Below are 20,904 nucleotides of genomic sequence, written 5' to 3' on the forward strand. Positions count from 1 at the left end.
GATGAAAAATACAATATTGTCAAAATAAATCGAAGACAATGATTGACCTGATGCGGCGCTGACTCTCTTGGCCAACCTGGCTCACCACCCGGTCGGTCCGTTTCGTTAGCAGATCGGAATCGGAAAATTACGGACATCTCCGCTGAATCAAGCGCCACGGCCATCTGTACTGCATCATTACCCGAGGCGTAAAGCGCACTGGCATCACCGTGGACCACGGTGAGTCTAATTGTTTTTTTATTTATTAAAATACACTATGATTGCGGCACTGCCATGTCATCCAGCTCCGTGCGCCGCCGCCAAAGCGGTCCGCCGGCGGCCTTAACTGCGGGAACCCGCCTGAAAAGCGCATGAATACCGACGAATACGACGATCGACCTGACATGTCAGAGGCGGCAGCGGGTTGCGATACCGCTACGATTTCCTGCGATGAAGCGCGAGCAATCGCTCTGGAGCACTACGGCATCGACGCGCTCGCCAGGCGGCTGACCGGCGAACAGGATGAGAATTTCCGCCTGGAGACAGCCAGCGCAACACGCTATGTTCTCAAGGTCGCCAGTCCTGCCGAAGACCCGAGCGTGGTCGACCTGGCGACGGCCGCGCTGTTGCACGTCGCAGCTTCCGACAATGAGTTCCCGTGCCCACGCGTCTGCATCGATCGGCGCGCGCGCACGGCTACCCCAATCGTTGACGCTGCGGGGCGTCCGCGAATCGCCAGAATGCTGACATGGCTGCCGGGCCAGCCGCTATTGACATCGGAACGCTCAGCCGCGCAGCGCGTGGCCTGCGGCCGGCTCGCGGCACGGCTCGGAAGTATTCTGCGCACGTTCGACCATCCGGCGGCGCGCCGGCCCCTGCTGTGGGATGTGTCCCGCGTGTCGGCGCTACTTGACATCCTCGACCAGGTGCCCGGTTTTAGTGCATCCACGTTCATCGGCGGCTTCGTGACGCAGTTCGAGGCGGCAACGCGCCCGGTCTCGGCGCTGCTGCGGCGTCAGGTCGTGCACAACGACATGAACGTGCGCAACCTGCTCGTCGACCCGCACGACAACACGCGTATCGTTGGACTCATCGATTTCGGCGATATCGTCGAGACGGCACTCGTCGCCGATGTCGCGATCGTCGCGAGTTCGCAGATCACTGCGCTTGAGTCGCTGGAGCGTGATCTTGCCGAGACAGTGGACGCCTATCGCTCTGTCGAGCCGCTGCAGCCCGCGGAGCTCGCGGTGCTGAACTGGTATATCGCGGCGCGTCTGGTGATGGGCATGCTGATTCCGGCGTGGCATCACTTGCGCAACCCGTCTAGCGGACATTTCATACCGAAAACCGAAGCCGACCTCGCGCGGCGCATTGACATGGTCCGCAAGGTCATGTCGATCCGCTTCACCTAGCGCGCCGGCCCCCATGACAAGGAAAGACATGACGAACCATTCGACCAATCCGAACCTGCTGTCGCGCCGGCGGGATCTGCTCGGCCCAACCTACGGCCTGTTCTATGACGAACCGCTGCACATGGTCCGTGCACAGGGGGTCTGGATGTACGACGCCGACGGTCGCGCGTATCTCGACGCGTACAACAACGTGCCGGTCGTCGGCCATTGCCATCCGCATGTCGTCGCGACACTCGCGACGCAGGCAGCCAGGCTCAACACGCATACGCGATATCTCGCCGACGCACCGGTGGAACTTGCGGACCGGCTGCTGTCGACCATGCCGGCCGAGATCGGCAACATGGTGTTCGTCTGCACGGGCAGCGAAGCGAACGATCTCGCGATCCGCGTCAGCAAGTTCGTCACCGGGGGAACCGGCTTCATCATCACCGAGCGCGCGTACCACGGCACCAGCGAGACGACTTCCGGCATGTCGCCATCATCGCGCGTTCCACTCGGCCGCGACGTTTACGCGATCGCCGCGCCGCTTGGCGAAGACGGTCCCGCGCAGTTCGCCGAGCGCGTGCGCGAGTGCATCGGACGCATGCGGGCTGACGGCGTCAAGCCAGCGGCCCTGCTCGTCGACACAATTTTTTCGAGCGACGGCGTCGTCTGCGATCCACCCGGCTTTCTCGCCGAAGCCGCGCGCGCGATCCACGACGCGGGTGGCCTGTTCATCGCCGATGAAGTGCAGCCCGGTTTCGGACGCACCGGCGAATACATGTGGGGTTTCATGCGGCATGGCGTCGTGCCCGACATCGTCACAATGGGCAAGCCGATGGGCAACGGTCATCCCATCGCTGCGCTGGCGGCGCGTCCCGAACTGATGGCCGCGTTCTCGAAGCACACACGGTACTTCAATACCTTCGGCGGCAACACGGTATCGTGCGCTGTCGCACTCGCGGTACTCGACGTGATCAAAGACGAACGGCTGATCGACAACGCCCGCCTCACCGGCGAATATCTGAAGGGCGGCTTTGCGTGGCTCGCGCAGAAATACCCGACAATTGGCGAGGTCCGTGGCAGCGGCCTTTTTGTCGGCGTCGACATTGCACAGGGCCGCGACGCGAACGAAACACCCCGGCAGGCAGCGACACGGATCGTCAACGAACTGCGTCGCGCAGGCGTGCTGACGGGCACGACAGGAAAGAATGGCAACACGCTGAAAATCCGCCCGCCGCTGCCATTCAACCGTGAGAACGCCGATTTCTTGCTGCTCGCGCTCGAAAGGATCGTCGCTGCGTAACAGCGCGGCATCGTCAACCTACGCGTAGTCTCCGGCTACGAGGAAACTTCCCGATGAATTCCAATCACGCCGCGCCTGCGCATCTTTTTTTCGATGGCCTGGCCCGCGGCCGCCCGGAGACCCACGGCGTGTCATCACGAGGCATCGTTGCATTTCTGGACGAAGTCGCCGCCGCCAATCTCGAGTTACACAGTTTCATGCTGTATCGCGGCGGCGCGGTGATCGCCGAAGGCTGGTGGTCGCCCTATCATGCGGGCCGGCTGCACATGATGCATTCGCTGACCAAGAGCGTTACCGCATGTGGCGTCGGCCTCGCGCTTGCCGAAGGCCGCTTCGGGTTGCACGACAAAGTGGCTTCGTTCTTCGACGACCTGCTGCCTGGCGTGCCCGATGCGAACCTCGAAGTGGCTTCGTTCTTCGACGACCTGCTGCCTGGCGTGCCCGATGCGAACCTCGCCGCGATGACCATCGAAGACCTGCTGACGATGCGCACCGGACACCGCATCAACGTATCGGGTTCCGCATGGCGCCCGATACGCACGAGCTGGATCGCCGAGTTCTTCAAGATCCCGGTCCCCGATGTCCCTGGCACGGCACACCTCTACACAAGCGCGGCGAGCTACATGCTGTCGGCGATCATCACGCGAACCACTGGCGAGCCGTTGAGCGAATATCTGCGGCCGCGCTTGTTCGAGCCGCTCGGCATCACCGGTTACGAGTGGCCGACCGGCCCCCATGGCATCAGCCCGGGGGCGAACGGGTTGAGCTGCCGCACCGCCGACGCGCTGAAGCTCGGCGTGCTGCATGCGCGCAACGGCCGGTGGAACGGGCGGCAGATCCTGCCGGCGGACTGGGTCGCCGCAGTGCAGGCCGCGCATGTGCCCGGCAAATACGGTTACCAGTGGTGGCTCGGACCGGACAATTATTCGGCACGCGGGCTGTTCGGCCAGTTCGTGTTCGTGTTTCCGAACCATGATGCGGTGCTCGCGGTAACCGCCGCGATGCCGGCCGGCAGCAACTTCACTGGCAGCTTCGCGTTCCGGTACTTCCCGGCGCTGTTCGAAACGCAGCCCCTGCCGGACAACGACGACGCGTTCGCCGCTCTTCAGGCACGCACGAACGCGCTGTGTCTGACGTTACCGACCGGTCCCGCCTGGGCGGAATGCGCAGTCCGCGTTTCCGGCAAAACCTATGTCGCCGACGATAACGAGGACGGCGTTCGCGCACTCCGCTTTGCATTCCGCGACGATCAATGCCGGTTCATTGTCGAAGACGCGCGTGGTACGCACGAAATCGACGTTGGGCTGGCCGAACCGGTCGAGGGCAATACGTCGATGACCGGGCACAAGCTGCATCACGAATATCAGCCCGACATGATGCGTGTCGTCGCAAGCGGCGTGTGGCACGACGACCGTACGTTCGTGATGACCTGGATTTTTGTCGAATCAGCATTCCGCGACACGGTCGTCTGCCGTTTCGACGGCGACAACCTCACGCTCGAACGTAGCGTCAACGTGAACTCCGGTGCGCTCGAACGGCCGCCGATCCGCGCCCGTGTCGTCACGTCTGATACCTAGTCGCATCCCCACGGGCGAGCAACTGGCATTCGCGTGATACTGTACGCGCGGCAGGTTGTGCATATTCTTTAAAAGAAAGACAATGAGGGATGAACAAACGACTGAAACCCGTACGCCACGATCCGAGCCAGCAGCCGAGCTCGCTCCAGACTGATCTGGCCCAACGCATCGCGCAGCAGATCAAGGACGGTAAATTCGCGCGTGGCGAGCATCTGACCGAGACTGCGCTCGCGCAGCAATACGACGTCTCGCGCACGCCCGTGCGACAGGCGCTCAGACTGCTCGAGGAACAAGGCTTCGTCGAATCGCGCGCGAACAGCGGCGTGTTCGTCGCCGAAGTCGCGCCCGAACTTGCCCTCGATCCGCTTACCTCCGAGCAGGCGAGCGAAGAAGAGATCTACCGCGCGATCATCGCGGATCGCGCGACCAACCAGCTGTCGTCGCCGTTCTCGGAATCGGAGATTCTTGGGCGTTACGACGCGCCAAAGCGGCTCGTCACGCGCGCGCTGCTGCGACTCACGCGCGAGGGCCTGATCGAGCGGCGGCGCGGTCATGGCTGGACCTTTTCGCCCATGCTCGAATCAACCGAGGCAATCAATGAGAGTTACCGGTTTCGCATGATGATCGAGTGCGGCGGGCTCGCCGAGCCGGGATTCCACGTTGACGAGAAAGAATTGCAGGAATCGCGAAGCGCACATCTGCATTACATCAATACGCGGCGCCGGGCGAAATCGCCGGCTGACTTCTTCGCGATGAATGCGAGCTTCCACGAGATGCTCGCGCGCTTTTCCGGTAACCGTTTCGTCGAGCAGGCGGTACGTCAGCAGAACCAGTTGCGGCGCTTCGAGGAATATTCGAACTTCGTGACGCGCAACATCAATCTCGTCGACTCGTGCCAACAGCATCTGGAAATCCTCGATGCGCTAGAGCGAAGCGACCGCGAATGGGCAATCGCGCTGATGAAGCACCACCTGTCAACGTCCAGCCAGATGTGAGACGCATGGGCTGGTTCTCGCGACGGCAGGGCCCGTCTTCTAACGCCGGGCGGTGACCTCGCCGTCCGTAAGACCGGCAGCGACCGGTCGCCTCTGCATGCGCGAATATGAGACCAGCATGCCGGCCAGTTCCTGCGCGACAAGCGTGGGCGATGACGCGTGGCGGCGGACGAAGCACACGTCGCGCTGGCTGAAACGTTCGCGCACCGGCACCGCGGTCACCGAACCCGCGAACAGATCCTGTTCGGTCAGCACCTTCGGCCCGAGCATCAGGTAGTCGGTTGACAATACCAGATGCAGCGACTCCAGCAGCGAGTCAGCCGTGATGGTGATCTTCGGCGGCGTCAGGTCGAGCGTCGCGAACACGCTGAACAAACGGTTCGCCGAGCCGCCGGTGATGCCGTCGGTCCTGAAACCGACCCATTTGCAATCGGCAAGTTCGCGAATCGACGTTGCACGCGCTTTCGGATGAGCACGGCGCGCGATGATCGCCGGCACCGACTGATACAGCCGCTCGATAGACAGGTCGATGTCCGTGACATGGGGTGCGATTGGGCACAATGCGAAGTCGAGCTGACCGTCGCGAACCTTGTGTATCAGCGTTTGCGTCGAGCCGCTCGACACGTGGACCGACACCCGAGGAAACCGGGCAGCGAACCGGGTCAATACGGGGGACAGGAGCTCCGAAAGAGGTTCGGCTGTCAGGCCCACCGCGATGTTGCCGCTCGGCTCGCCCTGCAACAGGCGCATGTCGTGGCCGACACGGTCGCAATCGGCAAGGATCGATCGCGCGCGCCCCCGCAACTGTTCGCCGAACGGCGTCAAGCTAATGCCGCGAGGCGTGCGGTTCACCAGCGGCACCGCAAACTCCGCTTCCAGAGTCTGAATAGCACGGGTCAGCGCACTCTGCGCGACATCGAGCGCCCGAGCTGCCGCCCTGAAGCTCCCCTGATCTACCACTGCACAAAACGCCCTCAACTGGCTCAACGTCATCTCGATACCTGCTCTTCAGGTTATTCCGTCACATCAACGGTTCGACGAACCGTCACGCGTTAATCAAATGCGTCTTCATGATCCCTGTTTTAGATCGCGATGCCACGAAGCGGTCTTCCTGATCAAAAAACGGCTAACTAGAATAATTTGCAATCCTTCATATATATACGTGAATCGGTTGGCGACAATTACTACCACAGAGGAATCAAAGATGAAAAAAACGCTCCCCATGATCGCCGCGCTCGCCTCGCTCGTCGGCGTGGCGCATGCGCAAAGCAGCGTGACGCTTTACGGCTTGATCGACGACGGTCTCACGTACAGCTCCAATGCGAAGGGCAGTTCACAGTATTCAATGACCGCCGGTAACCTCGAGGGCTCGCGCTGGGGCATGCGGGGCATCGAAGATCTCGGTGGCGGACTCAATGCGATCTTTCGCCTCGAGGGGGGCTTTAGCCCCGCGAACGGCACGCTCGGCCAGGGCGGCGCGCTCTTCGGGCGGAAGGCCTACGTTGGCTTGTCGAGTGCGGCCTACGGTACGCTGACAGCTGGTCGCCAATACGATCCCGCCGGAGACTACGTGAGCGGCTTTGAATCTGGCAATGCCTATGGTGAAGTCACCGCTACCGAATGGGGGAGCATCTATGGCGCACACCCGGGTGATATGGACAACCTCGACAACTCGTTCCGCATCAACAACACAGTCAAGTACACGAGCCCCAGTTATCGTGGCCTGTCGGCCGAGGGGCTGTACAGCTTTGGCGGCCAGGCTGGCGATTTCACGCGCAACCAGTTGTACGGGTTCGCCGCCGGCTACGCGAATGGCCCGCTTGCACTCGGCGCAGCGTTCGAGAAGGCCAAAGATCCGAACTATTCGCTCTTCGGTACCAACCCGAGCGCCAACACAGCGACTTCGACGAGTGCAATCAACGCATCGACGCCGGTATACAGCGGCTATCTGTCAGCCAGCGCGTGGCAACTGATCACCGCAGGCGGCGCATACCGGATTGGCAATGCAACGATCGGCGGCGTATATAGCAATGTACAGTTCCAGAACGTCGGATCCGTCTCCGGGGCCGGCCTGAATCCAGGTCACCTCTCCGGCACGGCGACGTTCAATATCGGCGAAATCAATCTCGCCTACCTGGTGACCCCGTTCCTGCAACTTGGCGCCGCGTACAGCTATACGCGCGGCAGCTCGATCGGGACGATTTCGGGCGCGTCGTATAGCCAGTTCAACCTCGCAGCGAACTACCTGCTGTCGAAGCGAACCGACCTGTACCTTGTCGGCATCCACCAGCACGCGAGCGGCGTGGACTCCACCGGCAAGGCGGCAGTTGCGGCCATTCCGAACCTGTCCAACTCGTCGAGCGACGTCCAAACCGCCATCGTGTTCGGCGTGCGTCACCGTTTCTGACCCGATTTGACGGATACGCGCGTAGAAGATTCCTCCGGTATCTTCTACGTCCCACCGGAGCCGAACACGGACTGCTCGATAAGAGTTCGGCACCTCACTGAAGCGTTACCTGCAGATCGATTGAGCTGGCGCACGGATAAATTGTACTTTATTTAAAATAAATGCAAATTGAAATCAGCGTTTTCGCTAGGCCCTCGAAGCATTCCCCGGTTGCAAGCAGCTTCGCGCATTAGAAATGCTGACAGCCAAATTCCGGCAACCGCCTTGCAATGAACCGTTTCGATAACCAATGTCATGACGAGCACCGCGTCTTGCTGCGGTACGTCGCCCAGCTGCCTGTCCGGCTAGTTGCCATGTTCGAGCTCGCTGCCTGAACTGTAGACACGAGTGCCATCTTTCCGACTAAACCGCTTATTCGCTCGATCCCTTCGGTGATCTCGCTCATCGCTGTACCGGCTCTGTTCCAAGGCCAAGCTTCAACTAGGTCCCTGAAGCCGACGTTCGTGAGGAATTTGGAGAAGTCCTAATGAATTCTTCGGTCGACGAATCCCCATTCAGTGGACGACGATTCTGATCGTCGAACCAGGACAACAAGATGCGGTTTGTATCGTCCGGCCTTTCGTACTGAGTCCAATGGCCGGCCCGGGGTACGATTACAACCTCATGGCAGAGTGGCACGTGGTCAAGTTGAACCGCGAACTGTGCGGGATTCCTGGCGGTCACGTCTTCACTACCCCAGATCAACAACAAAGGCGCTGTCACGTTACGCAACACGTCCAACAGGTTTCGCGAGAGCTTGCCCGTCGCCAACGGATGTTTGCTGCGAAATCGAGCGTTCTCGCACGCGTCCTCATAGATCGCCATCCCGAGCGGATCGGCCGGCGTATCGCCGCTCAGCATAAGCGCCTTGAGGTTATGCTCCAGCGCATCGAGGCGTTCGACACTCGTCGCGGCGTCCCGCCAATTCCTCAACGGGCTGTACTCGCGCCGTGCGCCGCCATGTCCGGCCGCGCCCAACAGGGCCAGGGCGCTCACCCGGCGTTGCGATGCCACATGCGCGGCTACGAGGCCGCCAAACGAGAACCCGGCAAGCCCGATGTACTCGTCAGGTCCAAAAAGAACGTCCATCGACTCGAGCAGTGCATCGACCAACCCATCGAAGTCATGGGGGGAATGCAGGTCGTCCGACTCGCCGAATCCGGGCATGTCGGGCAGCCATATCGCATAGCGGGCGGAGAGAGCGTCGATATTACGAGCCCAGTGCTTCCAGTTGCCGTGACCACCGTGAAGAAGAATCAGTTTGGGACCCAGGCCGAAAGTGCGCCATGAAATCATCAAACCGCTCCTGAGGCGACAGCGATGATGGCTCGCGCGGCCGTCCAGCATGACAAGCCAATCGTGGGGGCTTTGGTTATCGCTATTCATCGGGATTGCCCTGTTCGTGGAGTGGCAAGGAAACGTGAAAGAGAATGCTCTACGCCCTGGCGGCCGTCTAGGAAAGCGCATGTGGTGTACCTTTGGAAGGCGCTCGAGTTAAGTTCCATGCTTCAACTTAATCTGGATGCCATCGCTTTCCTTGCGGTTCACTTCGGCATAGTCGCTTTCGGCAGTCCCGTAAAGAACATGACGGATATCAACGTCATGCAGCCAACCGCGGTGAAGGCCGGCATGAAGTCGGCCGGGCCGGGAAGCGCAACATTGCTGCCGTATGACCATGCGGTCAGGGACAGGAGCGCCGCCCCGATAGCCACTCCCAGGCTGACCGACAGTTGCTGCGCCATGCTGGCGAGCGTGGTTGCATGACTCATCCTCGCCTTAGGTATTTCCGCGTAGCCGATCGCATTGAGCGTGACCATCGCAGCGCATTAAAGAGGCCGCCCAGGATCAATGTGCAGAAGATCAGCACGTGCGAGGTAGTCGGCCGGAATTGGCCGTAAAGACCATAGAACAGGCTGGTGAATATCGTTGCGCCGACCAGCAGTCGGCGAAAGCCGAGACGGCGCATCGCGAAGGCGGTAATGGTGCGCGTGCTCAGGGAGCCGAGCGCGGTTGCCATCGTCAAGAATCCGGAAGTCATCGGCGACAGTCCGAAGCCGAGCTGCAACATCAGCGGCAGCAGGAACTCCGACGCGCCGAGATATTCGTGGACTCATGATAATCCGGGTCCTTGCGTAAAGACTGCCACCTGGCAGATTCCCGGTCGTCATGACGGGATCGACCCTATGACAGGACGCCTTCGTGAGACGGCAACTGTTCCCAGTTCGGCGTTGGCGGCACCAGTTTCGACAGGAAGTCGATAAAGACACGGATACGCGGCGACAAGTGCTTGTTGGGCAGATAGACCGCGGACACCGGCGTTCCCTGGGGCACGTAGCGGGTCAGCAACATCTTGAGCTGACCCGCCCGTATCGCGTCGGCGGTGTACATGGTGCTGAGCATGACGATACCCAGACCGGAAATTGCGGCCTCCAGCAAGGATTCGGCGCTGTTCATGTTGACGCGCCCTCCCACCGTGAGATGCAGGGGACGTCCGTTTTTTTCGAATGTCCAATCCCGATAGCGGCTCATCTGAGGCCCCATGTAGGCCAGGCAATGATGTTTCGCCAAGTCCTCCGGGTCGCTCGGCTCACCGTGACGGGCGATGTACTCCGGCGACGCACAGGCGACGAAATTCAGCGTGCACAATCTCTTCGCTATCAGCCGCGCATCAGGGACCGTGCCTCTCACGATAGCCACATCGACGGGTTCATAGGCGAGGTCGACCACTCTGTCGCTCAACTCCGCCTCGATCGTTATGCCGGGATATCGCTTGGCAAACGCGAAGAGCGCAGGGGCGACTACTCGCCTGCCGAACCCGACCGGCATCGTAACCCGGATGGTCCCCTTGAGAGATCCGCAGGTTTGCCGCAACCCGTCTTCGGCTTCGGCGATGGCCCCCAACACTTCCTTGCAACGTTCAAGGAAGCTCAGTCCGTCGTTGGTGAGATTCACCGAACGTGTCGAGCGGTTGAACAGCCGCACCCCGAGTTCCGCCTCGAAACGCGTGATGATCTTGCTCACACCGGAACTGGTGATTCCAAGAACGCGGGACGCATCCGTGAAATTCTTGGCCTCCGCTACCTTCACAAACACAAAAATGTTGTTCAGGTCTTTCATGTTCGTCTCCTCGCCGCTCGCGTTATCGAAATCCGCGTCTCAGGCTTTGAATCATCATGCAACACTAGCGAGCGGACCGCCAAGGCAGGTGTTTCCGATTCCTCAACCCGCCTTGTCGGGACGGTTGGAGAAAATCCTTTCGCCGACCAACGCGTCGAACTCTTCCTGGCAAAGGCCCATAAGGTCCAAGGCCACGCGCTCGTTCGCTTCTCCCAGAGTCTGCGCGGAGACGAACTTATCGCGGCAATGTTCGCCAATCTGCATTGGCAGCCCTTTGACCTGCAATCCCTGATCATCCCTGGAGAAGGCGCTCGTCGTGGAAAGCCGGTCTGGATCCTCGCGCTGTCCTGCCTGCAACACAACCTCGGCAGCGGCAAACGCTCGCAGCCGTCGCGCGGCCGTCGCCGCCGGTTGGACGGCGATCCAGCCTCGCAACGAGTCCGGTGTCAACGCTTCCCCGATCAGGCTTGCCGCGTCCGCTGCAGACCCGTGCTCGACCGTCACCGCGACCCACTGATCGTCCTGCGCCCTGAACAGTCCTTCGACAGCAGCCGGCACCCCGATCGGATACGACTCTAGCGGGTTTCCCTCAGCAGCCGCAACTAGCGCTTCCCCGACGAGGAAAGAAGTCAGTTCCCGCTGCGAGAGATCAAGCACGACCCCTGTCCCCGTGCGGTGCCGCTCGACCAGCGCGGCCATGATCGCGCTGGCGGCAAACAGTGACGCGACCTGATCGGGATAGTTCAGGCCGCGACCGGTGATCTTGGGGGTTTCCCCAGCATAACGCATCAGGTATGCAAGGCCGCTGGAGGCCTCGAGCGTCGAGCCGAAGGAGGTATTGCCGGAATCGGGTCCCGTCTGCCCCTGGCTGGAAATCGACGCCAGGATGATCCCCGGATTTGCCGCGCAAAGCGTTTCGTAACCAATCCTGAGGCGCTTCAGTACCCCTGCCCTGAAATTCTCGACCACGACATCGCTTTGCGCGACCAGCTTCATGAATAGGCCATGGCCGCGCTCGCTCTTGAGGTCGAGACAAACGCTGCTTTTGTTCCGGTTGGTCGCCCTGAACTGTGGACTCTCGTTCCACCAATTTGGTGCATTGGTCGTTCCCAGCCATTCGCGAAACGGATCCGTATATGAAGGGCCCTCGACTTTGATCACCTCCGCGCCCAGATCGGCGAGCACGGCCGACGTGCTGGCTCCGGCCGTGATGATTCCGAGGTCGAGCACGCGGATTCCTTGCAGAGACTCGTAGGTCATTTAGAGCGCCCTCTGTGAGGACTCGCGCCCTGCTTGCGTCAAGGGATGTCCGTTCCAAAGGACCGGCAGGCGCGGAGAAAGAACGCCGCCGTCCCTTTCGAAGAATTCCCGGTAATGCATCTGGGGATCGTCGATCACTTCTCGCGGCGGCAAAACCGCTGAGAACGGTAGCCCGAGCGATTGCGCCTCGGCGACGATCTCATCCCTCGACCTGTCAACAAGCGCGTCCGCAATGATGCTGCGCAACTCGCCGAGGTGGTTCGCCCTGACTTTCAGCACTTTGAATTCTTCCGCTTCGAGCCGGGTACTGCGCATCAGCCGGGCCAAAGCCGGCATGTCCCGGTCCCTGAAAATCGCAGCGACGAACCCGTCGCGACAACGCACGACCTCCCATTCCTCCTGACGATTGACACCGGTCTCGCGCACTCCGCTCACCGAGGACATTCCGTGCTTCCAGTTGAGCCACGTCGCGACCTCGCTGGCTGCGACCTGTGCCGACTGCGACTTACCTGCGAAGAGTTGCGAGCAGTGCAGCGCGAGCAAAGCGGAAAACGCCGTCAACCCCGTGGCATAAGCCATCTGATAGCCAGGAAGCGCCAAGGGAGGCCGGCCCGCTTCGCCAACAATATCCAGCAAGCCGCTGACGGCTTGAATCGTGAGCTCGCTCTGCGCGCGCCGGTCCGGCTCGAAGCTCGAACGCACCAGCACCTTGCGAAGGTTTCCCCATTGCTCGGCCACCCCGGCATCGTCGGTCAGCAGATAGCTGCCGGGCTCCTGTTCCGCAGCACTGTCGACGAGTTGCTTGGAGTCGAGCAAGAAGCGAGAGGCGGCGCTCGATCCGTCCGCCATCAAAGGCGCCCAATTGCGCATCGGGTCACCGCCTTCTGGCTGGACCCGCTTGACGCGCGCTCCCATGCGAGCAGCCAGCATCCCGGCAAACGACACCGAAGCGCGGCCGATGTCACAGGATTGCGGCCCGAATACTTCGATGACATCCAGACCATCCAGCGGGCCCACCCTGGACCCAGCTGCGGATGCTGGCGGAAAAGCGTTCCGGTATGGCATGTCAGTTTCCTTTCTCGCCCGGCAGCGCATCCTTGAATGGATTCGCATTGGCATTGCGCAGCTGGATTTTCGCGTTGACGAGTTCGCCGTATTGGAATGCCTGACGCAAATCGCGTATGTTCGCGGGAATTTGACCGATAGCCTGCTTGGCCGCAGACAGCGCTATAGGGTTGAACTGCGCTATCCGTTGCGCGAGTTCTTCGGCGCTAGTCATGAGTCGCGCCGGCGGAACACACTGGTTGACCAGCCCCCATTCCACAGCCACGGCTGCGGTGATCCGCTCGGTTGTCAGCATCATCCATGAGACTCGCTTGCGCGAAAGAGCCAGTTGCGTCGACGGGCCCGCCATGGCCGGGTAGGTACTGAAACTCATCTCCGGCATGCCAATTTCGACCGTGTCGGCCGCGATCGCCAGGTCACAGACGTTGATTAGCGTAGCTCCGCCTCCCAATGCAAGACCGTTGACGGCGGCAATGAAAATCGACGGATGCTCGCGGATCGCAACATTCACATCGATCCATTCCGCCGACGCGGAGAAATCTCCCCGGGCCACGTCATCCGCCCGCTCCTTCAGATCGATGCCCGCGCAGAAAGAGGATCCCGTTCCCGTGAGGATGACCACCGGGAAGCGACCGTTCAGATAACTGAGCGCCAGCATCAGGTTTTGCCGGCAACTGCGATTGACTGCGTTTCGCTTCGATTCCCGGCTTATCGTCAGGATGGCGAACGATCCCCGATCCGTCACGACAATATCGCCCCAAACCTTCTGTTCGTCACTGCTCATTGGCATCCGCCCAGACAAAAATCGGCACATTCACGTCGCCGCGCCGTTCGAACCGCAATGACACACGCCGGCCAATTGCAATTTCGTCGTTTGGAGCGTCGATGTTCGTCACGAGATCGAAGCCCTCGTCCAGACGAACCATTGCAACGTTATAGGGGATGCGTTCAGCAAATCCAGGGAAGTACTTCTGGTGAAATACCACCCAGGAAAGCACTGCCCCCTCGCCCGTGCTTTGGATCCAGTTCCAACTGCCTTTCGGGTTGTATGGGCTGACAGGAGAGGGAGGAAACCAGGTTTTCTTCGTTGTCTGGCACAGTTGCACCATCAGCCGGTTCTCCGAGCATGCGTCCCAGAACGGCTTGTTCCATACGTCAATTGCGGGTTGGGGCATCATGATCACGGTCTAATCTCTCCTGAAAATCAACGAGCTCGAAATATTCGTCGCGGCGGTGTACTGAATGGCCCGCGCGTTCGGAATCTGCCGCTCGCCACATTCGCCGCGAAGCTGGCGCGCCGCTTCCGCGATCAGTCCCCAACCCTGCATGTAGCTGTCGGACAAGTGGCCGCCGTTCGTGTTGGTGGGCCACCGGCCCCGATTTAGCTCCAGCGTGCCTCCTTTCACGAAATCCGCGGCTTCGCCTTGCGCGCAAAACCCCATGCCTTCCAGAGTGAATAGCACCGTTGGAGAGAAGTTGTCGTAGATCATCAACCCGTCGATATCATTGCGGGATATCCCGGCGCGATCGTAGACTTCACCGGCGATCTTTTGCAGGACCGGATACCAGTAGTCAAGCCGGGGAGCGGCTTCATCGAACACGTCATAGCGCGAATATCCCGAGAGCAAGACCGGTGGTTTGCGAAGATCCTTTGCTCTATCCGCCGACGTCATGATCAGGGCCACACCGCCGTCGTTGATCTGGCAATAATCCAGCAGCCTCAAGGGCTCGCAGATAGGCCGCGACGACCGATGGTCGCCATGCGTGATCGGTGTCCGCATTAAGGCTGCCGGATTCAGGCACGCGTGCTTTCGGAAAGCGACCGCCACGTCTCCAAGCGATTCGGTGTCTGCGCCGAATTGATTCATGTAGGCTCGATACATCATGGCGTGCGTCGCTCCGGGAGACGTCATGCCCCAGGGGTTCCATTGCCCCCCCTCGGCGCCCCCGTAAAGCATCCTCTTTGACCGGCCATTGTTGCCATAGACCAATGCCACGGTGTGGGCCGCGCCTGTCGCTATCGCTTGCGCGGCAACCATCACTGCAACCGACGCAAAGCGTCCGGCCATGTCAATAGGAAGGCAGTAGCGGGGATTGACCCCCGTCATCAATGCAAAGCGCTCATAGGACGGGATCCGGGAAACCAGAAGCCCGTCTATGTCACCGTGATCCAGTCCTGCGTCTTCCAGCGCCATGTTCAAGGCCGCCGCGCCCAACCCATAGCTGTCATTGTCGGGAAACGATCCCGACGCCGTTGTCCCTATTCCTGCAATGCAAACCTTGTCGCGTAAATCCCAGCCGTCCATGGTCACTCCACTGATTACTCTTCGTTAGGTATGTTTCAGAAAACGTCTCATGTCGAGTTTCTGTTTTCGGTAGCACTACAAATAATATTCACGCTATATATTCGATAGACCAGGCCAGTTCCACGGCATCGCGCGCTAACGCTCCAGTGATAAAAATTATAGAGCCGCGCGGGTTGGGTATTAGGACCCCGGTGATCCGAACAATGATGACCCACCGTCAGCAATGACAAAGGTTATCCGTGATTCGACTGCATCGCGGGATCTGTCACGCCAACATCTCCGACTAGAACCTGACGCGGATACCCGCCCGCACCAGCGCCTCGCGGTTGTTTGTCGAGCCGCCCGCCAGATACTGCCCCGCTGTGGCGGAAGTACCCGTGGAATCGATGCCGGACGCGATCTGATAGACGCCCACGAGCGTGAGGTCCGTGCGCTTCGATAAAGCGTAAAGGGCCGACACCGAAACCTGGTTGTAGGTAACGCCACCGGTATCGTGCGTACCGTTGCTCAGGAGCCGGCCAAACCGGACGCTGCTGCCGCGGGTGTATGAATAGGCAACTCCGGTCAGGAACGACGGCGTCCATTGCCAGGTCAGGTTCGCTTCGATTGCATTGAAGATCGCGGTGCCTTGTGCACCGGTGGCCGATGGGGTCAGCCCGGACCCCGCCAGCGAGCTCTGCATATCGCTGAACTTCGTATTGGAGTAGATCAAGCCGATCTTGGCCGGACCAACCTGATAGGTCGCCGACACGTCGGCGCTCTGGTAAGAATTAGCGCTAACATAGCCGCCAAAAACAGGAGTGCTCGTTGTGGTAATGCTGCTCGTAGCGGTCCCCAGCGAACCGGCCGCGATGGCGCTGTTGCTGAAGTACGATGTGTTTGGCTGATTGACGTGCAATATGGCAGCTGCCAAAGCCACCGGACCCAGTGCGTAGCCCAGTCCGAATGAGTAGATCTGGTTACGTGCAACCGAACCGGCTACGCCGCCAAAGCCGTAGAGTGCTTCAAACGACACGCCGTACAAAACCGGGCTTCGATACTTCACCGAATTATTGATGCGCTGACCGACGGTTTGTCCGTTTACATCCCCGGGGAGCGCAGCGTATGACGATCCGATCGTATCGGAAAACGTCGCCGGCCCGATAAACTCCGTGATAGGGTCGTATTGACGGCCCATGGTGAATGTTCCGTACCTCTTGTCGCTCAACCCGACATACTCTTGGCGGCCGAATTCCAGTCCGCCATTTCCGAGCGCCCCATTGTTCAGGTTGAATGCGTTCTCCAAAAGAAACACGGCTGACAACCCCCCGCCGAGATTCTCCTCCCCTCTCAAGCCCCAGCGGCTGCCGCTGACGCCATTGGTCGAATCGAGCCAAAACCGCTTGCCCCCAACGTTGGGACTGGCTGCCGTATTGGCTCCGCCGGTCTTGACGTTGGACGTATAGACCGCGGCTTCATCAATGATTCCGTATAGGGTCACGCTGCCCTGTGCATGCGCCACCGCGCCGAAACTGCCGAGCACCGCGAAGGCTACTATTGATTTTTTCATCGATTGTCTCCAACATTTTTATGATCAGAATTTGACGAGTTACCCGCCCGCCGATGGCGGTCCATCGGTCGTCCATCCACTGCTGCAAGCCCGGCTGGAAAGCCATCGACCCTTGTCAGCCCCGCGCAGAAACCGTGCGAGGCCGCGTGAAACGCGTCAGACCTTCATCTGCGCAACGGCGTCGTTCGCCCCGGCAGTTATCAATCGTGAATCGTTTGAACAGGTCACGAAGCGAAACCCCAGATCGAGCATCTTTCGGGCAAATTGCGGACTCGAGGTGTGCGTGCAAGGAAAGACGCCATGCTCCTTCGCTTTAGCAAGAATGTAGCGAATGGCGTCCCCCACTTCACCTTCCATCGTGTCTGCCTGCGGTCTTCCGGTAAGCGACAGGCTTAGGTCTCCAGGCCCCACGTAAATCGCGTCGAGGCCTTCGACTGAGCATATTTCGTCGATCCGATCCACCGCCTGCGCCGTCTCGATCATGGCGAAGTTCAGGACGGTATCGTTCGCGCCAGACAAGTAATCCGTGCCCGCATAAAGCACCGCTCGCAAAGGCCCCCAACTGCGTTTCCCGCGCGGCGCATAGTGTGTGGAGGCCACAAGCAGCTCGGCGTCTTCACGCGAATTGATCATCGGGCAAATGATTCCGTACGCGCCTGCGTCCAGCATCTTCATGATGATGCCGGGGTCGAGCCACGGCACTCTGACGATCGGTGTGACCGAGGTGGTGGAGATTGCCGTCAACATGCTTAGCGCGCATGGGAAGTCAATCATGCCGTGCTGCATGTCCACCGTCAGCGAATCGAATCCTGCTTGCGCCATCAATTCCGCCGACAGGCTGCTCGGCAACATCAGCCATCCATTCAGTACAGGCTTGCTATCTGTGAGCAGCGTGCGCACGCGGTTTTCACGCATGACCCTCTCCTTATGTCCTGGAAGCCCTGGAGAGCGCGGCTACTACCGCGTCGCCCATTTCCGCCGTACCGGTTAGGTGTGATCCTGCTTCGAAAATGTCCTGGGTTCGCAGCCCCTCGGCCAGTACCGTTCTAACTGCCTGTTCGATTTTCTTCGCGTCCTCTTCCAAATCGAACGTGTGACGAAGCATCAATGCAGCCGAAAGGATGGCGGCCAGCGGGTTCGCCACATTCATGCCCGCGATGTCCGGCGCGCACCCGTGCACGGGTTCGTAGAGCCCCTTCCTGTTCAGTCCCACGGCGGCAGACGGAAGCATGCCGATCGAGCCTGTCAACATGGCTGCGGCATCCGACAGAATGTCGCCGAACAGATTAGGCGTCAGCATCACGTCGAACTGCTTCGGCGAACGCATCAAGGTCATCACGGCAGCGTCGACATACAAGAACGACAGTTCGACGTCCGGGTAACGCTTTCCAACCTCCGTTACGACTTCCCGCCACAGCGCCATGGTTTCCAGGACGTTGGCCTTGTCCACAGAGCAGACTTTCTTCCGCCGTTGCCTGGCAGTCTGAAATGCGACATGTGCGATCCGTGCAATCTCCGATTCGGAGTACCTCATAGTGTTGAACCCGACGCGTTCGCCAGATGAGGTCGTCTCGATGCCTCTCGGCTCACCGTAATAGATGTCTCCGTTCAGCTCCCGGAGGATCATCAAATCCAATCCTTCGACAACCTCGGGTTTCAGTGTCGAGGCGCCGAGCAATTCGGGAAACATGAATGCCGGCCGGAAATTGGCAAAGAGCCCAAGCGACTTCCTGAGCAAGCGCAGCCCGGTCCTGTTGCGCAATTCCGCGGGAAGCGCGTCATAGGCAGCGCCACCGGTAGCGCCAAACAGAATGGCATCGGAGCGCTTCGCCAAATCCAGGGTGGCGGCAGACAGAACCTCACCCTCACGCTCATACGCCGTCATTCCCATCTGCCGTTCGACGATATCGAATCGGGACCGGCCCCCATCCAGGGCATGCAGCACCTTGACCGCCTGCGCGGTCACTTCTGGACCTATACCGTCACCAGGCAGTACTAAAACACTGTATTCCATATGTAATCCTTATTAATTGCTCGACCCGATTAAATCCATTTCCTTGGTTCGCTAACGGGTCGTATCGGACGCAAGCGGTTTTATCAGCCCTTCGGCTTCAAGCATCGGAAAGATTCCCCCACCGCGCATCATCGCAAGGAACCTAGGCGGAACCGGCAAGGGTTTCAGAGTCGTTCCGGTGCGCGGATTCCTCACGATCCATTGCTCGAGGCACAACTCCGCGGTATCGCCTTCGTCGAATATGCCGAGTACACCGGGACAATCCAGCGCCAGAAATCCCAGATTGATACAGTTCCTAAAGAAGAGGCTATTAATCTGTTCCGCGAGCAGATATCCCAGCTTGAGTTCCCTCAGCGACCGAGGGGCCGGCCGTGCGGATCCCATTCCGAAATTTCGGCCCGCGACGATCACGTCCCCGGCACGCATTTCGTCGACCCAGCTCGGACGATTGGCAGAAAATACATGGCGCAACTGTACGCTGACTGGCTCACGTATCACCCGTCCTGGCATGATGAGATCGGTACTGATGTCATCGCCGAATTTCCAGACCCGTCCGCTTATCACTGCATCTCTCCCTGGAAATAGACTGAGGGATCTGCGATGACGCCGGCAACCGCCGATGCCGCGACTGTGGCCGGCGAGGCCATGTAAATGCGCGCTGACGGGTCCCCCATGCGGCCCTTGAAATTTCGGGTGCTGGCCGTGATGCAAGTCTCGTTCGGTCCGAGCACGCCCATGTGTCCGCCGATGCACGCCCCGCAAGTTGCAGGCGTAACCACGGCGCCGGCGTCCATCAGAATTTTGACGAAACCCGCATCGACTGCGGCCCTGAAAATCGCCTGCGAACCAGGGGTGACGATCAGGCGCACGCCCGCCGCCACGCGTTTTCCCTGCATGATCCTTGCCGCCACCGCGAGATCATCGAGGGTTCCGTTGGCGCACGAGCCAATGAACGCCTGATGAATGGGTATGCCCGCGGCGTCATGCGTCGAAACCGAATTATTGACTACCTCGTCCGGAAGAGCGACCAGGGATATGATTTCGGCAAGATCAATGGTTCGTACTTCTTTATATTGCGCATCCGAGTCCGGCCAGCGCGGAGTGAAGGGTGTCGGGTTGCGCTCCCGGACATAGGTGATCAATGTGTCGTCAGGCTCAAATATCACGAACTGCGCAGAGAGCTCAGCCCCCATGATTGCGATCGTACGGCGGGCGTTCAGGCTCAGGCCAGCCATTCCAGGGCCGCCGAATTCAATGTTCTGGTTGACGTGACCACCGTAGCGCCCGGCAATGTGAAGAAAAACGTCCTTGGCCGATACGCCGGGCCCCAAGACGCCATGCAGGTTGTAGCGAACAGTCTCTCCGACCCGGAACCACGCTTCCCCTTTCGTGATGGCCAGGTACAGGTCGGGAAATCCAACGCCTCGGGCCGCGCAATTGAATGCCCCCGCCCCGCACGCGTGAGAATCCCCGTTCACCATGACGGTACCCGGCAAGGCATAGGCGTAGTCGCTGACAATGACGTGACTGATGCCCTGGTCGAAACCCACGTCGTGCATACGCGTTACGCCAAAGCGACTGGCGAACTGCCGGCCGACGCCGTGGGCTGCGGCGCTGCTCGCCGACGAAGCGGGTACCAGGTGGTCATACACGATCACGACTTTCGAAGGATCGGCGACGTGAAGAATTTCGCGCCACGCTCCCTGGGCAAACATCCCGTCGATGATCACCGAGGTTTCAACCTGGGTCACAACCAGATCATCGGGACCCACTGCTGCGCTGCCGCTCGCATGAGCCAGTATCTTTTCGACTATGTTCATGCCCATAAACCGTCTGCGATTGAGATTGTTGATTGAGAATGAGCTTACTCGTGCAGCCCGGGTGGATAAACGCGTTGAC

20 protein-coding genes are annotated in these 20,904 nt (G+C 60.0%); 5 read left to right on the forward strand and 15 right to left on the reverse strand.

Features of this window, described 5'->3' with window-relative positions:
• Positions 1-350: 350 nt before the first annotated feature.
• The 4 genes from ACSQ36_RS31180 to ACSQ36_RS31195 all read left to right on the forward strand — a co-directional run bounded on the left by ACSQ36_RS31180 (position 351) and on the right by ACSQ36_RS31195 (position 5,248).
• The gene (locus ACSQ36_RS31180) at positions 351-1,391 is read left to right on the forward strand and encodes a phosphotransferase (protein ID WP_436185010.1); all 1,041 of its coding nucleotides are present in this window, start codon (positions 351-353) and stop codon (positions 1,389-1,391) included.
• A gap of 28 nt (positions 1,392-1,419) precedes the next feature.
• Complete coding sequence (locus ACSQ36_RS31185) at positions 1,420-2,676, forward strand: aspartate aminotransferase family protein (protein ID WP_436185011.1); 1,257 nt, start codon at positions 1,420-1,422, stop codon at positions 2,674-2,676.
• A gap of 53 nt (positions 2,677-2,729) precedes the next feature.
• Complete coding sequence (locus tag ACSQ36_RS31190; RefSeq protein ID WP_436185012.1) at positions 2,730-4,253, forward strand: serine hydrolase domain-containing protein; 1,524 nt, start codon at positions 2,730-2,732, stop codon at positions 4,251-4,253.
• A gap of 89 nt (positions 4,254-4,342) precedes the next feature.
• Positions 4,343-5,248 (forward strand): GntR family transcriptional regulator, encoded by a 906-nt coding sequence (locus ACSQ36_RS31195; RefSeq protein WP_436185013.1) that lies wholly within the window; start codon positions 4,343-4,345, stop codon positions 5,246-5,248.
• A 39-nt stretch (positions 5,249-5,287) separates the two neighbouring features.
• Here ACSQ36_RS31195 and ACSQ36_RS31200 read toward each other — a convergent pair whose 3' ends face one another.
• Positions 5,288-6,241, reverse strand: a complete 954-nt coding sequence (locus tag ACSQ36_RS31200; RefSeq protein ID WP_436185014.1) for a LysR family transcriptional regulator — start codon at positions 6,239-6,241, stop codon at positions 5,288-5,290.
• A gap of 211 nt (positions 6,242-6,452) precedes the next feature.
• On the opposite strand from ACSQ36_RS31200, the gene ACSQ36_RS31205 reads away from it, so the two are divergent.
• Positions 6,453-7,655, forward strand: coding sequence for a porin (locus tag ACSQ36_RS31205; RefSeq protein WP_436185015.1), 1,203 nt, complete (start codon positions 6,453-6,455; stop codon positions 7,653-7,655).
• A 480-nt stretch (positions 7,656-8,135) separates the two neighbouring features.
• Here ACSQ36_RS31205 and ACSQ36_RS31210 read toward each other — a convergent pair whose 3' ends face one another.
• The 14 genes from ACSQ36_RS31210 to ACSQ36_RS31275 all read right to left on the reverse strand — a co-directional run bounded on the left by ACSQ36_RS31210 (position 8,136) and on the right by ACSQ36_RS31275 (position 20,825).
• Entirely contained in the window at positions 8,136-8,990 is an 855-nt protein-coding gene (locus ACSQ36_RS31210) for an alpha/beta fold hydrolase (RefSeq protein WP_436185016.1), read from the reverse strand.
• Between the two features lie 248 nt (positions 8,991-9,238).
• Entirely contained in the window at positions 9,239-9,463 is a 225-nt protein-coding gene (locus ACSQ36_RS31215; protein WP_436185017.1) for a hypothetical protein, read from the reverse strand.
• Complete coding sequence (locus tag ACSQ36_RS31220; RefSeq protein WP_436185018.1) at positions 9,460-9,732, reverse strand: hypothetical protein; 273 nt, start codon at positions 9,730-9,732, stop codon at positions 9,460-9,462. The genes ACSQ36_RS31215 and ACSQ36_RS31220 overlap by 4 nt, the downstream gene beginning before the upstream one ends.
• A 143-nt stretch (positions 9,733-9,875) precedes the next feature.
• Positions 9,876-10,811, reverse strand: a complete 936-nt coding sequence (locus tag ACSQ36_RS31225) for a LysR family transcriptional regulator (RefSeq protein ID WP_414969518.1) — start codon at positions 10,809-10,811, stop codon at positions 9,876-9,878.
• 102 nt (positions 10,812-10,913) lie between these two features.
• On the reverse strand, positions 10,914-12,071 hold the full coding sequence (locus ACSQ36_RS31230) for a CaiB/BaiF CoA transferase family protein (RefSeq protein WP_436185019.1): 1,158 nt from the start codon (positions 12,069-12,071) through the stop codon (positions 10,914-10,916).
• On the reverse strand, positions 12,072-13,136 hold the full coding sequence (locus ACSQ36_RS31235; RefSeq protein ID WP_436185020.1) for a CoA transferase: 1,065 nt from the start codon (positions 13,134-13,136) through the stop codon (positions 12,072-12,074).
• A gap of 1 nt (position 13,137) precedes the next feature.
• The gene (locus tag ACSQ36_RS31240) at positions 13,138-13,920 is read right to left on the reverse strand and encodes an enoyl-CoA hydratase/isomerase family protein (protein ID WP_436185021.1); all 783 of its coding nucleotides are present in this window, start codon (positions 13,918-13,920) and stop codon (positions 13,138-13,140) included.
• A complete protein-coding gene (locus ACSQ36_RS31245; protein ID WP_436186424.1) occupies positions 13,910-14,314 on the reverse strand; it encodes a Zn-ribbon domain-containing OB-fold protein in 405 nt (134 codons plus the stop codon). Before ACSQ36_RS31245 ends, ACSQ36_RS31240 begins: the two co-directional genes overlap by 11 nt.
• 9 nt (positions 14,315-14,323) lie before the next feature.
• Positions 14,324-15,442, reverse strand: a complete 1,119-nt coding sequence (locus ACSQ36_RS31250) for a thiolase family protein (protein ID WP_436185022.1) — start codon at positions 15,440-15,442, stop codon at positions 14,324-14,326.
• Between the two features lie 283 nt (positions 15,443-15,725).
• A complete protein-coding gene (locus ACSQ36_RS31255) occupies positions 15,726-16,991 on the reverse strand; it encodes a porin (RefSeq protein ID WP_436185023.1) in 1,266 nt (421 codons plus the stop codon).
• A gap of 156 nt (positions 16,992-17,147) precedes the next feature.
• The gene (locus tag ACSQ36_RS31260; protein WP_436185024.1) at positions 17,148-17,906 is read right to left on the reverse strand and encodes an HpcH/HpaI aldolase family protein; all 759 of its coding nucleotides are present in this window, start codon (positions 17,904-17,906) and stop codon (positions 17,148-17,150) included.
• Between the two features lie 10 nt (positions 17,907-17,916).
• Positions 17,917-19,005 carry a 3-isopropylmalate dehydrogenase gene (gene leuB, locus ACSQ36_RS31265; RefSeq protein WP_436185025.1) on the reverse strand — a complete coding sequence of 363 codons (1,089 nt, stop codon included), beginning with the start codon at positions 19,003-19,005 and terminating at the stop codon, positions 17,917-17,919.
• A gap of 51 nt (positions 19,006-19,056) precedes the next feature.
• A complete protein-coding gene (locus ACSQ36_RS31270) occupies positions 19,057-19,569 on the reverse strand; it encodes a 3-isopropylmalate dehydratase (RefSeq protein WP_436185026.1) in 513 nt (170 codons plus the stop codon).
• Positions 19,566-20,825: an aconitase/3-isopropylmalate dehydratase large subunit family protein gene (locus ACSQ36_RS31275; protein WP_436185027.1), complete on the reverse strand. Its 1,260-nt coding sequence runs from the start codon at positions 20,823-20,825 to the stop codon at positions 19,566-19,568. Before ACSQ36_RS31275 ends, ACSQ36_RS31270 begins: the two co-directional genes overlap by 4 nt.
• Positions 20,826-20,904: the final 79 nt, after the last annotated feature.

This window comes from Caballeronia sp. LjRoot34, assembly GCF_964253815.1.
Taxonomy (GTDB): domain Bacteria; phylum Pseudomonadota; class Gammaproteobacteria; order Burkholderiales; family Burkholderiaceae; genus Caballeronia.